The organism is Brevundimonas sp. (genome assembly GCF_041648055.1).
Classification (GTDB): domain Bacteria; phylum Pseudomonadota; class Alphaproteobacteria; order Caulobacterales; family Caulobacteraceae; genus Brevundimonas.
In genome coordinates this window covers 1205889-1219190 of sequence record NZ_JBAZPS010000001.1, presented here as the reverse complement: position 1 = coordinate 1219190, position 13302 = coordinate 1205889, and the positions used below count along the sequence as shown (strand labels likewise).

The window sequence follows — 13302 nt, the reverse complement described above, 5'->3', positions numbered from 1 at the left end:
ATCCCGGCTTATCCCCCCCGTCATGACCGCGCCCCTGATCTGCCCGTCGATCCTCGCCAGCGATTTTGCCCGTCTGGGCGAGGAGGTCGCCGCCCTGGAGGCTGCCGGGGCCGACTGGATCCATGTCGATGTGATGGACGGCCATTTCGTGCCCAACATCACCCTGGGGCCCGACATCGTGAAAGCCATCCGGCCGCACACCACCCTGCCGTTCGATGTCCACCTGATGGTCGCCCCGGTCGATCCCTGGCTGGAGGCTTACCGCGAGGCCGGGGCCGACATCCTGACGGTCCATCCCGAGAGCGGGCCGCATCTGCACCGGACGCTCGGTCGCATCCGCCATCTGGGGGCCAAGGCCGGCGTGGTCCTGAACCCCGGCACGCCCGTCGATGTCGTGGCCGAGGTCGTGGACCTGGTCGACCTGGTCCTGCTGATGTCGGTCAATCCAGGCTTTGGCGGCCAGTCGTTCATCGACACGACGCTGAGGAAGATCGAGCGGACCCGCGCCCTGCTGGATGCCGCCGGATCGAAAGCGCATCTTCAGGTCGACGGCGGCGTGACCTCGGCCAATGCCGCAGCCTGTGTCGCGGCCGGGGCCGATGCCCTGGTGGCCGGGTCGTTCGTGTTCAAGGGTGGACCGGCCGCCTATGCGGACAATATCGCGGCGTTGAAGCGCGCGTGAATATTCCCGGCCAAAGCGAGCGGAACGCGCCCAATGCGGCTGATGTCGTCTCGGGTGGTGCCGTGTCCGACACCATTCCTGGTTTGCGCGGAGCTCCCGTGCGCACACCTGTCCGCAACAGCCAGACACATGGTGACGTGCGCCAATGGCCTGCCCTGGCTGGAAGGCTGATATCGCGCCAGCTGTGGATCGAGCTGTACGGTCTGCCCGGCTATGCGCTGACCCTGGGCGGTCGTCCGGCGCAGGGGTTTGCCGCAAGCCCGCGCGATCCGCGACCGGTCGATCCGAACCTGGGACGCTTGTTGCTGGGGGGTCGTTTCACTCTTGCGGGCCATAGCCTGGAGGCTCCGGCCCCCGAAGACCCCTGGAACCAGCCGAGCCCGACCCGCGCCTTCGCCACCGAACTTCACGCCTTCCAATGGCTGCCGTCCCTGATGATGCAGGAAGAGCGCGGTGCTCGAGAGGCCCTGCGGCTGACCCTGGGCTGGGGCACCGTCTTCGCCCGCTGGTCGCCCTTCGCCTGGAGCCCGCCGATTCTGGCGCGTCGGGTCTTCAACCTGTCTTGTGCGGCCCGTCGCATGGGTCATGTGGCCACCGAGGCCGAGCGGCTGAAACTGGCCGATCTCCTGGCCCGTCAATCCCGCCAGCTATTGCGCCCGCCGCACAGCGTGGCCGAACAGGCGACCAGCCTGACCGCCGTCGCCGTCGCGGGCTGCACTCTGGCTGGTAAGTCCGGTGCGGGCCTGCGCCGGACCGCCCTGCACCGACTGACAGCGGCTCTGGCGCGCACGGTCATGGCCGACGGCAGCCATGCCTCACGCAGCCCCGAGGCGGGGATGGAGCTCTTGCTCGATCTGCAGACGCTGCATGACGTCCTGGGCCAGGTATCGGAGACGACGCCCGAGCCGGTGCTCCGCGCCATCCAGCGCCTTACCAAGGCTCTAAGCCTGCACACTCTGCCGGATGGGCGACTGATCACCTTGCAAGGCGGCGGGCCCTCGACGGCGGCGCGTGTGGCAGCGGCACACGCCCAAGGGGACGCCGGCCCCGATACCGATCTGTCCGGCATCGTTGGCGGCATTTCTCGGATCCGTAGCCCCCTGCTGACCATCATCACAGATGTCGCGGGTCCGGCGCGAGGGCCTTGGTCCGCCACAGCCTGTGCCCAGCCGATGGCGCTGGAGATTCTGTGCGGCAAGGACCGGTTGGTCACCGGCTGCGGCTGGACACCCCAGGCGCTGGATCGCCAGGGCCTTCGCCTGCCCCCCGGCCACTCGACCCTGACCTTGGGCGAAAGCTCGGTGGCCGAGCCACTGGGAGGCTGGAAGGCCGAGGTCATGGGACCGCGCCTGATCGGACCGGCGCTGCATTTCGAGGTCAACCACCGCGATGGCGAGGCCGCCGTCTGGCTGGAGGTCGAGCACGACGGCTGGGCCTCGCGCTTCGGACTGCTGCATCAACGACGTCTGTACCTGGACCAGAAGCTGGACGAGCTGCGCGCCGAGGAGCGCCTGCATCCCTCGCCCGGTCATCGTGATGGCGCTCGCCCGATCGCCGCCCCCTATGCTGTCCGCTTCCAGCTGGAGCCGGGGGTTCAGGCATCCCTGGCCCGCGATCGACGTTCCATCCTGCTGCGCGGCCATTCGGGCCGGGGCTGGTGGTTCCGCACCGACGGGCCGGACGTCGCCATCGAGCCCTCGGTCCATGTCGATGAGGGTCTGACCCGCCGCTCGCTCCAGATCGTGGTGCGCGGTTCGGCGCGCACGGATGCGGAAACGAAGATCCGCTGGAAGCTGAGCCCCGCCGGCGCCGGGTCCGATCCGTCCTGATCCGTCACCGCTCCACCTTGAGGTTCCGCCCTGCCGCGACCATCTGACGGTTGCCGCGTTACCGCTTGTCTGCACAGGATCGTTTCATGAGTTTCGCCGACCCCAAAGCTGCGTCCGATGACCTGATCAAGGACGGCTCCGACGCCGGCTTCATGGCCGACATCGTCGAGGCCTCGAAGGTCCAGCCGGTGATCGTCGACTTCTGGGCCACATGGTGCGGGCCCTGCCGGACCCTGACGCCCATGCTGGAAAAGGCCGTCCGTGCCGCCGAGGGCAAGGTCAAGCTGGTCAAGATCGACGTTGACGCCAACCCGGCCTATGCAGGCCAGTTGCGGGTTCAGTCCATCCCCACCGTCTATGCCTTCGTAGACGGCAAGCCCGTGGACGGGTTCCAGGGTGCAGTGCCCGAAAGCCAGCTGAAGGCCTTCATCGACAAGCTGGCGGGCGGACCAGGCATCAACTCTGACGTCGAACAGCTTCTATCGCTGGGCGCGGAATCCTTGTCGCTGAACGACCTCGGTGGCGCGGCCCAGGCCTATGCCCAGGTCCTGACGCTGGAGCCCGAGAACGAGACGGCCATCGCCGGAATGGCGCGGGTCTATCTGGCCGACGGCGACGCGGATCAGGCCCGCCAAACCTTGGCCATGGCCGCGACCGATTCCAAGAATGCCGACGTCATCAGCCTGCGCGCCCAGCTCTCGCTGGCCTCGGCTGCACCGACGGGCGAAGCCGACGCACTTCAGGCCCGCCTCGCCGCAAATCCGTCCGACCATCAGGCCCGCTATGACCTGTCCCTGGCCCAGGCGGCGGGCGGCGATTTCAAGGGGGCGGTCGATAGCCTTCTGGCTATCGTCGCGGCCGACCGCGAGTGGAATGACCAAGCCGCCCGCAAGCAGTTGCTGACGGTGTTCGAGGCGGCGGGACCAGCCTCCGACGTGGCCCGCGACGGACGCCGCCGCCTGTCCTCCATCCTGTTCGCCTGAAGGAGCGCTGCGTGGCCCAGGGTTATGTGAAAGCCAGCGACCTGCCCCAGGTGATCCCGGTCTTTCCGTTGCCCGGAACCATCATCCTGCCGCGTGGGCAGCTGCCGCTGAACATCTTCGAGCCACGCTATCTCAACATGATCGACGACGCGATGGCGGGCGACAGGATCATCGGCATGATCCAGCCCACGGCCGGCCCGCGCCGTCTGCCCAGTCTGTCGTCAGTGGGTTGTGCCGGACGCATCACCAGTTTCGCCGAAACCTCTGACGGCCGGTATCTGATCACCTTGACCGGCTGTGCGCGCTTTCGTCTGGCCAGCGAAATCCCGGCCCAGACGCCGTATCGCCAGATCCGCGCCGACTTTGCGTCGTTCGAGGCCGATCTGACCGCGCCGCCCCGCGAGGACGACGACATGGATCGCGACCGGCTTCTGGATGCGCTGCGGGCCTATATGGAGACGCGCGGCCTGGACATCGACTGGGATACCGCCGAGACCGCACCGCCCGAGGCCCTGATCAACAGCCTGTCGATGGCCCTGCCGTTTGACGGGGCCGAGAAGCAGGCGCTGCTGGAGGCCGTCACCCTGCCCGACCGCGCGGCGGTGCTCACTGCCCTGCTCACCATCGATGCCGCCGAGGCCGGAGACGGCGAAGCGCCGTCCATGCAGTGAAGCGAGGCTCCAAGGTCCAGGGATTAGGTTCTAGGGAGAAGGAAATCCAATCCCGACTTCTGCGTCTTTCCCTAGAACCTAGGACCTAGACCCTATAACCTTCGAGAATGTCCGACACATTCCACACGCCGACCGCCGTCGATCCTCGCCTGCTGGAGGTTCTGGTCTGCCCCGTTACGCGCGGGAAACTGACCTATGACCGGGAGCAGCAGGAACTGGTGTCCAGAGGAGCAAAGCTGGCCTTCCCCATCCGCGACGGCGTGCCGATCATGCTGACGGAAGAAGCGCGGGCGCTGGATTAAGGTCTAGGTTTTAGGGAAAGGGCAGGATGTCCGGCTTCAGCCGGTTTTGCGCTAGAACCTAACCCCTAAACCCCCAGAACCTCCCTAAACCGCCTCGCCTCGCAAAAGCTTCGGCAGATCGCCCGTCGCGCCACCCGCCTCGTGCATGAAGGCGCGGCGCAGGGGGGCGATGCGGTTGACAGCGGCGATACCGATGTCGCGTGCCAGTCGGACGGGCGCGATGTCGTTGGAGAACAGCCGCACGAAGGCGTCAAACCCTGCCGCCAGGGCCGCATTGTCGAACCGGCGCCAGCGGGCATAGCGATCCAGCGTCGTCTCCGCGCCGATATCCTCGCCCAGCCGCATAGCCTCGATCAGCACCTCGGCCAGGGCGGCGGCGTCCTTCAGCCCCATGTTCAGGCCCTGTCCCGCGACAGGATGCACGGCATGGGCCGCATCGCCGATGAGGGCGGTGCGCGGGGCTGTCAGGGCCTCGGCCAACTGAAGCGACAGGGGATAGACGAAGCGTGGTCCCGCCACCGTGACCTGGCCCAGAAAGTCGCCGAACCGGCGGCGCAGGTGCGAATGGAAGGCTTCGTTGGAAGCGTCACGCAGCGCCTCGGCCCGGCGGGTCGTCTCGGTCCAGACCAGACTGGCCCGACGCTCCGTCAGGGGCAGGATGGCGAACGGGCCGGCGGGCAGGAAATACTCATGCGCCACATTGCCGTGGTCTCGCTCCATCTGCACCGTCGCCACGACGCCGCTCTGGCCATAGGACCAGCCGGTGATGTCAATCCCGGCCGCCTGGCGCACGAGGGAGCCGCGCCCCTCGGCCCCCACGACGACGCTGGCGGTCAGGACCGATCCGTCGGCCAGGGTGACGGTGCAGAATCCCGGCCCGGCCTCGACCGCGCTCACCGCAGCAGGCGCGCGGACCTCGATCCCGGCGGCCGTGACGGCCTCGGCCAGGGCCGAGCGGATGCGCCGGTTCTCGACCATATAGCCCAGCGGCTCGCCCCCGTTTCGGTCCCCGATCTCGTCGGCATCGAACCGCAACCAGGCCGATGACGCCGTCCTGGACGCGGCCCCGGGTCGTCGCCCGTCGGTGACCAGGATGTGATCCATCCGGCAGGCGTGGGGCCGCAAACCTACGCCGACGCCCAAGGCGTCAAGCATACGGAAGGTCGAAAACGCGATGGCCGTTGAGCGTCCGTCAAAGGTCGGGGCGAGCTGGGCGCTGAACGGCTGCGGATCGATCAGCACGACCCTCAGACCCCCCTGCGCCGCGGCCAGGGCAAAGGTCGCCCCGGCCATGCCGGCCCCGGCGATTACGACGTCGTAGCGATCAGCCTGTGTCATGCCGACAAGGTTAGAGGGATGAGGGATGAGGGTCGAGGGTTGTGGGTGCCGCACATCCCGGATCATCGTTCAAAACGAAGTGCCAATTCCTCATCCCTCGAACCTCGTCCCTCGCACCTGGTAAATGCCCCCTTAACCCTGTCGGGGCGACAAGAGCATCCGCTTTCCCACTCCCGGAGTTCGCCACCGCATGTCCGCCGCCCTCGCCATTGGAATGCAGGCCTGGACCGGTGCGCGGATCCTGTGGGATGCGCCGATAGCCGTGAAGTTTCGCGGCGTGCTGCAGGCCCTGCTGGCGACCCTGCTGCTGCTCGCCCTGATCTCCTGGAACCCGTCCGATCCCAGCCTGAATGCCGCCTCGGGCGCGGCCCCGACCAACTGGCTGGGGGCCAATGGTGCCCTGTTCGCCGATCTGTTCATGCAGTCGCTCGGCCTGGCCGCCTGGCCCGCAACCCTGCTGCTGATCGCCTTCGGCCTGTCCCGCGCCATCGGCGACATCATCCAGCAAAGATTAAAGCCCACGCCGCTGAAGGCGTTGTCCGCGACCCTGGGCGTCCTGTGCCTGTCCGCCGCCCTGTCGGCCCTGGCCGCGCCCGCCGCCTGGCCGCTGGCCTCCAGCCTGGGCGGCCTGTGGGGTGACGGCATTGTGGGCCTGGTGCGCAGCCTTTGCGCCGCCATTCGCGTACCGGGCGCTCCGATCTGGGCGGGCGTGATCTTCCTGCCGCTTGGCCTGTGGGGCATCGGCTATGCCATCGGCCTTCGCTTCTCGGACCTGACCGACGGTCTGAGCTGGATGGGCGGCATGCGACGCAGGGCCCCCACTGCCAAGGCCGAGCGCGAAGCCGTCCCGCCTGCACCGAAACGTCAACGCCCGGCTCCCGAGCCTGATCTGGAAGCCGTCCCGACCGGACGCGTCGCTGCGGATGCTGCCGACACCCCGCCCTGGGCCGAGCCCGCCCCCGCCTATGCGCCCCTGCCCGCCCAGTCGGCCCCTGAGCCCAAGGTCGCCGCCGTCAAGGCGCCGAAGGCGTCGAAGCGCGAGGCCGACGATGCCCAGGTCGCCTTCGACTTTGCCCGTCCCTCGACGGGCTTCGACCTGCCGCCCCTGACCATGCTGACCAAGCCCGAGAAGCGTGTCGGCACCGTCGATGAAGAGGCGCTGAAGGCCAATGCCAAGATGCTGGAGGGCGTGCTTCAGGAGTTCGGCGTCCGGGGCGTCATCGACCAGATCCGGCCCGGCCCGGTTGTCACCCTGTACGAACTGGTGCCCGCGCCCGGCGTGAAGCATGGCCGCGTCGTGGCTCTGTCGGACGACATTGCGCGGTCCATGTCGGCCCGCGCCTGCCGCATCAGCGTCGTGGCCGGCCGCAACGCCATCGGCATCGAACTGCCCAATGCCCGGCGCGAGACCGTCTATCTGCGCGACCTGCTGGCCTCGACCGAATACGACAAGACCAGCCACCTGCTGCCGCTGGCGCTAGGCGAAACCATCGGCGGCGAGCCCTATGTCGCCGACCTGGCGCGCATGCCGCACCTGCTGATCGCGGGCACCACCGGCTCGGGCAAGTCGGTCGGGGTCAACGCCATGATCCTGTCGATCCTGTACCGGCATTCGCCCGCCGAATGCCGCTTCATCATGATCGACCCCAAGATGCTGGAGCTGTCGGTCTATGACGGCATCCCGCACCTGCTGGCCCCGGTCGTCACCGATCCGAAGAAGGCCGTCGTCGCGCTGAAATGGACGGTGCGCGAGATGGAGGACCGCTATCGCCGCATGTCCAAGCTGGGGGTACGCAATATCGCCAGCTACAATGAGCGCGCCCGCGAGGCCCAGGCCAAGGGCGAGCATTTCGAACGCACGGTCCAGACCGGCTTCGATGAACAGGGCCGCCCGGTCTACGAAAGCGAGAAGATCCGGCCCGAACCTCTGCCCTTCCTGGTCGTCGTCATGGACGAGATGGCCGACCTGATGCTGGTCGCCGGCAAGGACGTCGAGGGCGCAGTCCAGCGCCTGGCCCAGATGGCCCGCGCCGCCGGTATCCACCTGATCATGGCGACGCAACGCCCGTCCGTCGACGTCATCACCGGCACCATCAAGGCCAACTTCCCGACCCGGATTTCCTTCCAGGTCACCTCCAAGATCGACAGCCGCACCATCCTGGGCGAACAGGGCGGCGAGCAGCTGCTGGGCCAGGGTGACATGCTCTATATGGCGGGCGGTGGGCGCATCACGCGCCTGCACGGCCCGTTCGTGGACGACAAGGAGGTCGAGGCCGTCTGCAACCACCTGAAGGCCCAGGCCGAGCCCGACTATCTGGACCTGATCACCGACGATCCCGACGGCGACGGCGATGCCTCGCCCTTCGACGAGGGGGGCGGCTCCTCCGGGGACGACCTGTACGACCGCGCCGTCGCCGTGGTCACCCGCGACCGCAAGGCCTCGACCAGCTATGTCCAGCGCCGCCTGCAGATCGGCTACAACCGCGCCGCCTCCCTGATCGAGCGGATGGAACAGGAAGGCGTGGTCAGCCCCGCCAACCATGCCGGCAAGCGCGACGTGCTGGCCGGGCCGCCGCCCCTGTAAAGTGGGGCGCTAACGCTCGCGACGCGGCCGCTCGCTCCTTGAGCGCGTGACGGCATTTCCCCCTCCCACCTGGGGGAGGGTGGCCGAGCCGTCAGGCGAGGCCGGGTGGGGGCGCTTTGGCAAGACGAGCACCAACTTCGGAACCCCAACCGATGAACGGCGCTTCATCCCACGGTCCGATTATGGTCAGGCTTGTGTCATGACACCGCCGCGCCGACCGGGCATGACCTGACGCTTCAACAACCATCCCGAACGGGAGACGACCCATGACCTTCACTCGCCGCGCCTTTGCGCTGGGAACCGCCGCCATCGCCGGTGTCGCCGCCCTGCCGGTGCACGCCCAGGCCAATCTGTCCGCTGACGATCGCGCCATCCTGGCCCGCGCCCAGGCGACCCTGCAGAACCTGGCTTCGGCCCAGGGCAGCTTCGTCGAAACCTCGGGTGCCCAGCGCCGCGAGGGCCGGTTCTGGCTGCAACGCCCCGGCAAGATGCGGTTCGAATACAGCAACCCGGCCGGGCTACTGGTCGTGTCCGACGGCAACAACGTCAAACGCTACGACCCGCGCCTGAACGTCTTCCGTCAGGTTCCGCTCAGCCAGACGCCGCTGTCGACCTTCCTGGCCCGCACGGTCCGCCTTGATCAGGGCGTCCGGATCGACCGCGTCGTGCGCATGCAGGACGGCGGCTATTCCATCACCGCCTTGGACGCCCGGCGCCCCAACGATGGGGCCGTGGTCCTGATGTTCGGCGGCTCGCCCGAGCGCCTGCTGGAATGGACCATCCGCGATGCGCAGGGGACCATGACCCGTACCCAGCTGACCCGCGTTACCGCTGCCCCCAATCTGGCCGCCAGCCTGTTCCAGCTGCGTGACCCGACCCAGCGCCCCCGCCGCAACTAGAATTGGCGCAGCTAAGCTTGACTTTTTCTACGCCCTGTGTCTTTCTTGACACAGAGCGGCGAGAGCCGATCTGACCGTTTGGGATTGTCATCCCCTTCCCGGCGGCGAGAGAGACACCTGAAATGCCCGGTTGGAAACGACCGGGCATTTTTTTAGGCGCTATCGCTCGGCTCGCGGAGCCTCGCTGCTTGAGCGCGAGATGTGCGGTTTCGCCTTGGCGGCAGGGCGGCTAAGACCGGCGCATGCTTCGTATCGCCACCTGGAACATCAACTCCGTTCGCCTGCGCATCGATCAGGTCGCCCGCTTCGTCGCCGAGAGCGGCACCGACGTGCTGTGCCTGCAGGAAATCAAATGCCTGGAGGACCAGTTTCCCCGCGCCCCCTTCGAGGCGATGGGCATGCCCTACCTCAAGATCGGCGGACAGAAGGGCTGGCACGGGGTCGCCATCGCTAGCAGAAAGCCGATCACCGAGGCTCCTGTTCTGGACGTCTGTCGTGAGAAACACGCGCGCTGCGTCGGAGTGATGGTCGATGGCGTCGAGGTGCAGAATTTCTACATCCCTGCGGGCGGCGACGTACCCGACCGTGCGCTGAATCCCAAGTTCGATCACAAGATGGACTATTACGAGCGCCTGACCCGCGAGATGGCGGCGCGTGACAAACAGCGCCCGCTGGTCCTGGCCGGGGACTTCAACATTGCGCCGGGCGAGAACGACGTCTGGAACCACCGCTATATGTCGAAGATCGTCAGCCACACCCCGCTGGAGGTCGAGACCCTGCGTCGTCTCCAGGCCGCCGGAGGATTCTGCGACGTGATCCGCGACCAGATCCCGGAGCCGACGAAACTGGCCAGCTGGTGGAGCTATCGCGCCGCCGACTTCCGCAAGTCAAACCGAGGCCTGCGTCTGGACCACCTGTGGACCTCGCCCGGCCTGACGCCCGCCGTCCTGCCCGGCACGGCCCGCATCCACGACACCGTCCGCGAATGGACCCAGCCCAGCGACCATGCGCCGGTGACGATGGATCTGGCGCTTTAGTTGACTGGCTCGCAAGCGGGCAGATCGAACACGAACTGCGATCCTGGTCGGATAAAGTAAGCCGCCTCACGCCGCCACCAGTCTGCAGCTTCTGGCTGAGTTTCGGCCAGAACGTCCACCGCGCGGTCAGCGTGGACGACGTAGCCACTCGTTGGACGCCCGCGACCCAGCGTAAAATATAACCATTCGGACAAGCGGCTCTTAGGTCCGGATAATACGCCCGAGCCCTTGGTCTCCACTGGGTAATCGATCACGAGTGGAAGAACCAATCCGATCCAGGCATCCCTGACCCATTCCGGTGCCTCGCCTTCAGGACGCTGGACGATCCGAACCTGGGCCGGGCGCGGATCCCACGGGCCTGACCTCACGGCTGCAGCCGGTACCCGCCCGCATCCGTCAGCAGCAGCCGCGCCTGACCCGGCTCGGGCTCGATCTTCTGACGCAGGCGATAGATGTGGGTCTCCAGCGTGTGGGTCGTGACCCCGGCGTTGTAGCCCCACACCTCGGTCAGCAGCTCCTCGCGCATCACCGGCTTGCCGCCCGCGCGGTAGAGGTACTTCAGGATATTGGTTTCCTTCTCCGTCAGCCGGACCTTCTTGGCCTTGTCGTCTACCAGGATCTTGGCGGCGGGGCGGAACTCATAGGGGCCGATGCGGAAGACGGCGTCTTCGGACTGTTCATGGCTGCGCAGGTGGGCGCGGATGCGGGCCAGTAGGACGGCGAAGCGGAAGGGCTTGGTCACATAGTCGTTGGCCCCGGATTCCAGGCCCAGGACCGTGTCGGAATCCGAAGACTGGGCCGTCAGCATGATGATCGGTGTCGTCACCCCGCCCGCCCTCAGCAGGCGGCAGGCCTCGCGCCCGTCCATGTCAGGCAGGTCGAGGTCCAGCAGGATCAGATCGGCGCGGACCTCGCGGCCCATGCGTACACCCTCTCCGGCCGTCGAGGCCTGAATCGGACGAAAGGCCTCGTGCAGGGCGAGTTGCTCCGCCAGCGCCTCGCGCAGGTCGTCGTCGTCGTCGATGATCAGGATCGTCTTGGGTGCAGCCATGGCTGTAACAATGGCGAGCGTCGGGCCATTCGCCAAGAGCGGGGCGCGATTAGACGCGGTTTCAGCCGTCCCGTTGGCCAAAAAGGGCCGATCCGACCCGGACATGGGTCGCCCCGGCTGCGATCGCCGCTGGATAGTCGCCGCTCATGCCCATCGACAGGATGTCCAGCCCGTGTTCGCGCGCCATTTGGGCCAGCAGCGCGAAATGCGGTGCAGGGTCTTCGCCGGCAGGCGGGATGCACATCAGCCCCTCGACGGTCAGCCCCAGGGCCCGGGCCTGTTCGATCAGGGCCGGGGCTTGTGTGATCGCCACCCCCGCCTTCTGCGGTTCGGCACCGGTATTGACCTGGACCAGTACGCGGGGGGCCACGCCCAACGCCTGACCTACCGTCGCCAAGGCCTGGGCCAGCTTCGGCCGGTCCAGGGTCTCGATGACGTTGAACAGCTGCAGAGCCTCTCGGACCTTGTTGGTCTGCAGCGGTCCGATCAGGCGAAGATGCAGGTCGGGGTGATCCGCACGGCGGTCGGTCCAGCGGGCGAGCGCCTCCTGAACCCGGTTCTCGCCGAACACGCGCTGGCCGGCGGCCAGGGCGGCGTCGATGGCCTCGGGCGGCTGGGTCTTCGTCACAGCGGTCAGGGTCACGTCGCCGGGGTCGCCGCGTCCCGCCGCTCGACAGGCGGCCTCGATGTCGGCCCGCACGGCGGCGAACCGCGCTGCGATCGGGCTGGACGACGCTTCGGTAAGGGGAGAAGAGATGGCCATGAACCGGTCGGATGCCGAAACCCTGTGGGATGTCGCCAGCGTCCTAGCGCGCGACGCGGCCAAAGTCAGCCGCACCGAAGGTCGCGCGGTAGGCAACCTGCCGCCCCTGCTGTTCTTCACCGATCCCGACCGGACGCCTCGCCCCTGGGAGACGGCGGCGCGGCTACCCGCAGGAAGCGGCGTGGTATTCCGGCATTTTGGCCACGCAGACGCTCATGACACCGCCAGGCGACTGCGAGAGGTGACGGCTCGACGAGATTGCCTGCTGCTGATCGGCCTGAACGCGGAACTGGCCGAGCAGGTCGGGGCCGACGGTGTGCATCTGCCGGAACGGGCGTTGAGCCAGGCAAAGGCACTATCGATGGCCCAGCCGAACTGGCGCATCACAGGCACGGCCCACAGCCTACAGACCTTCGAACGCGCCGCTAACCTTGATGCCGTCGTGGTCTCGCCTGTGTTTGGGGCCGGCGGCGCATCCTCGACCAAGCCGTCTCTGGGTCTGGAAGTTCTGAAGCTGATGACTGCGACATCCAGCCGCCCTGTTTATGCACTGGGCGGCATCGATGGCGGCAATGCGCGATCGCTCATCGGTTCCGGTGTGTACGGCCTGGCGGGCGTCGCAGCGATACAGGCGGCCTTTGGGCCCCACTGACCGGGACTAGAACCGGAAGATCGATTCCAGGCGAAAGCGCGGGGCGGCGCGTTGATCCGGGTCACGGGCTCGCGCCGGATCGGCGTCAGGCTCGGCAAGACCGGCCGCAGCCCCCACGCGCAGGCGCGGATTGACGCGATAATAGGCCCCGGCCTCGACATCGCCGAGATTACGTTCACGGCTTACGGGCTGATTCAGATTGAGGTCGAGACCCCATCGGCCACGCTCGGTGAAACGAAGGCGTGACTGTCCGGACGGCACCACCGGGGTCGCCCGCTGGGTCTCGGTCAGATTGGCAGCAGGCACCGTGCGCGACCTTGACGTCTGGGCCGCAGCCACGTCAGCGGCGGTCAGGAGCATCAGCCCCCCAACCAGTCCAGCGATGACGTTACCTGCACGCATGTCCTGCCCTTGCCGCCGCGCTGGATTTTTTCCGCGCGATCCTTGCCGCGATTAGGCACCAGTCGCCCTCGCGGTCAACCGAACGTGGCGAGTGAGCGCCTGTTCCACA

At 67.4% G+C, this 13302-nt stretch carries 13 protein-coding genes; 9 read left to right on the top strand and 4 right to left on the bottom strand.

The features are described 5' to 3' along the window. Positions 1-22: 22 nt before the first annotated feature. The 5 genes from rpe to WC585_RS05995 all read left to right on the top strand — a co-directional run bounded on the left by rpe (position 23) and on the right by WC585_RS05995 (position 4467). On the top strand, positions 23-682 hold the full coding sequence (gene rpe, locus WC585_RS06015; RefSeq protein WP_373256701.1) for a ribulose-phosphate 3-epimerase: 660 nt from the start codon (positions 23-25) through the stop codon (positions 680-682). Then, positions 679-2511: a heparinase II/III family protein gene (locus WC585_RS06010; protein WP_373256699.1), complete on the top strand. Its 1833-nt coding sequence runs from the start codon at positions 679-681 to the stop codon at positions 2509-2511. Before rpe ends, WC585_RS06010 begins: the two co-directional genes overlap by 4 nt. A gap of 86 nt (positions 2512-2597) precedes the next feature. Beyond that, positions 2598-3494 (top strand): thioredoxin, encoded by an 897-nt coding sequence (gene trxA / locus WC585_RS06005; RefSeq protein ID WP_373256697.1) that lies wholly within the window; start codon positions 2598-2600, stop codon positions 3492-3494. 11 nt (positions 3495-3505) lie between these two features. Further along, complete coding sequence (locus tag WC585_RS06000; protein ID WP_373256695.1) at positions 3506-4165, top strand: LON peptidase substrate-binding domain-containing protein; 660 nt, start codon at positions 3506-3508, stop codon at positions 4163-4165. 107 nt (positions 4166-4272) lie between these two features. Then, positions 4273-4467, top strand: coding sequence for a Trm112 family protein (locus tag WC585_RS05995; protein ID WP_373256693.1), 195 nt, complete (start codon positions 4273-4275; stop codon positions 4465-4467). Positions 4468-4551: 84 nt separating this feature from the next. On the opposite strand, the gene WC585_RS05990 is transcribed toward WC585_RS05995, so the two are convergent. Continuing rightward, entirely contained in the window at positions 4552-5805 is a 1254-nt protein-coding gene (locus tag WC585_RS05990) for a UbiH/UbiF/VisC/COQ6 family ubiquinone biosynthesis hydroxylase (protein WP_373256691.1), read from the bottom strand. A gap of 190 nt (positions 5806-5995) precedes the next feature. Here WC585_RS05990 and WC585_RS05985 point away from each other — a divergent pair, with 190 nt between their 5' ends. From WC585_RS05985 to WC585_RS05975, 3 genes are all read left to right on the top strand, one after another. Then, positions 5996-8389 (top strand): DNA translocase FtsK 4TM domain-containing protein, encoded by a 2394-nt coding sequence (locus WC585_RS05985; protein WP_373256690.1) that lies wholly within the window; start codon positions 5996-5998, stop codon positions 8387-8389. Between the two features lie 266 nt (positions 8390-8655). Further along, a complete protein-coding gene (locus tag WC585_RS05980) occupies positions 8656-9288 on the top strand; it encodes an outer membrane lipoprotein carrier protein LolA (RefSeq protein WP_373256688.1) in 633 nt (210 codons plus the stop codon). A 242-nt stretch (positions 9289-9530) separates the two neighbouring features. Further along, positions 9531-10325 carry an exodeoxyribonuclease III gene (locus WC585_RS05975; protein ID WP_373256687.1) on the top strand — a complete coding sequence of 265 codons (795 nt, stop codon included), beginning with the start codon at positions 9531-9533 and terminating at the stop codon, positions 10323-10325. 364 nt (positions 10326-10689) lie between these two features. Here the strand turns inward: WC585_RS05975 and WC585_RS05970 are convergent, their stop codons facing one another. Next, the gene (locus WC585_RS05970) at positions 10690-11376 is read right to left on the bottom strand and encodes a response regulator (RefSeq protein ID WP_373256685.1); all 687 of its coding nucleotides are present in this window, start codon (positions 11374-11376) and stop codon (positions 10690-10692) included. A gap of 61 nt (positions 11377-11437) precedes the next feature. Continuing rightward, a complete protein-coding gene (locus tag WC585_RS05965; protein WP_373256684.1) occupies positions 11438-12139 on the bottom strand; it encodes a YggS family pyridoxal phosphate-dependent enzyme in 702 nt (233 codons plus the stop codon). Between WC585_RS05965 and WC585_RS05960 the strand changes: the two genes are divergently transcribed. Next, complete coding sequence (locus tag WC585_RS05960; RefSeq protein ID WP_373256682.1) at positions 12138-12791, top strand: thiamine phosphate synthase; 654 nt, start codon at positions 12138-12140, stop codon at positions 12789-12791. The two genes, WC585_RS05965 and WC585_RS05960, sit on opposite strands and share 2 nt — an antisense overlap. A gap of 6 nt (positions 12792-12797) precedes the next feature. On the opposite strand, the gene WC585_RS05955 is transcribed toward WC585_RS05960, so the two are convergent. Next, on the bottom strand, positions 12798-13193 hold the full coding sequence (locus WC585_RS05955) for an NtrZ family periplasmic regulatory protein (RefSeq protein WP_373256680.1): 396 nt from the start codon (positions 13191-13193) through the stop codon (positions 12798-12800). Between the last annotated feature and the right edge of the window lie 109 nt (positions 13194-13302).

Coding starts and splice junctions, on each gene's coding strand:
- WC585_RS05995 (WP_373256693.1), top strand. CDS start 4,273: ATGTCCGACACATTCCACACGCCGACCGCCGTCGATCCTCGCCTGCTG.
- rpe (WP_373256701.1), top strand. CDS start 23: ATGACCGCGCCCCTGATCTGCCCGTCGATCCTCGCCAGCGATTTTGCC.
- WC585_RS05965 (WP_373256684.1), bottom strand. CDS start 12,139: ATGGCCATCTCTTCTCCCCTTACCGAAGCGTCGTCCAGCCCGATCGCA.
- WC585_RS05960 (WP_373256682.1), top strand. CDS start 12,138: ATGAACCGGTCGGATGCCGAAACCCTGTGGGATGTCGCCAGCGTCCTA.
- trxA (WP_373256697.1), top strand. CDS start 2,598: ATGAGTTTCGCCGACCCCAAAGCTGCGTCCGATGACCTGATCAAGGAC.
- WC585_RS05985 (WP_373256690.1), top strand. CDS start 5,996: ATGTCCGCCGCCCTCGCCATTGGAATGCAGGCCTGGACCGGTGCGCGG.
- WC585_RS05970 (WP_373256685.1), bottom strand. CDS start 11,376: ATGGCTGCACCCAAGACGATCCTGATCATCGACGACGACGACGACCTG.
- WC585_RS05975 (WP_373256687.1), top strand. CDS start 9,531: ATGCTTCGTATCGCCACCTGGAACATCAACTCCGTTCGCCTGCGCATC.
- WC585_RS05955 (WP_373256680.1), bottom strand. CDS start 13,193: ATGCGTGCAGGTAACGTCATCGCTGGACTGGTTGGGGGGCTGATGCTC.
- WC585_RS05980 (WP_373256688.1), top strand. CDS start 8,656: ATGACCTTCACTCGCCGCGCCTTTGCGCTGGGAACCGCCGCCATCGCC.
- WC585_RS05990 (WP_373256691.1), bottom strand. CDS start 5,805: ATGACACAGGCTGATCGCTACGACGTCGTAATCGCCGGGGCCGGCATG.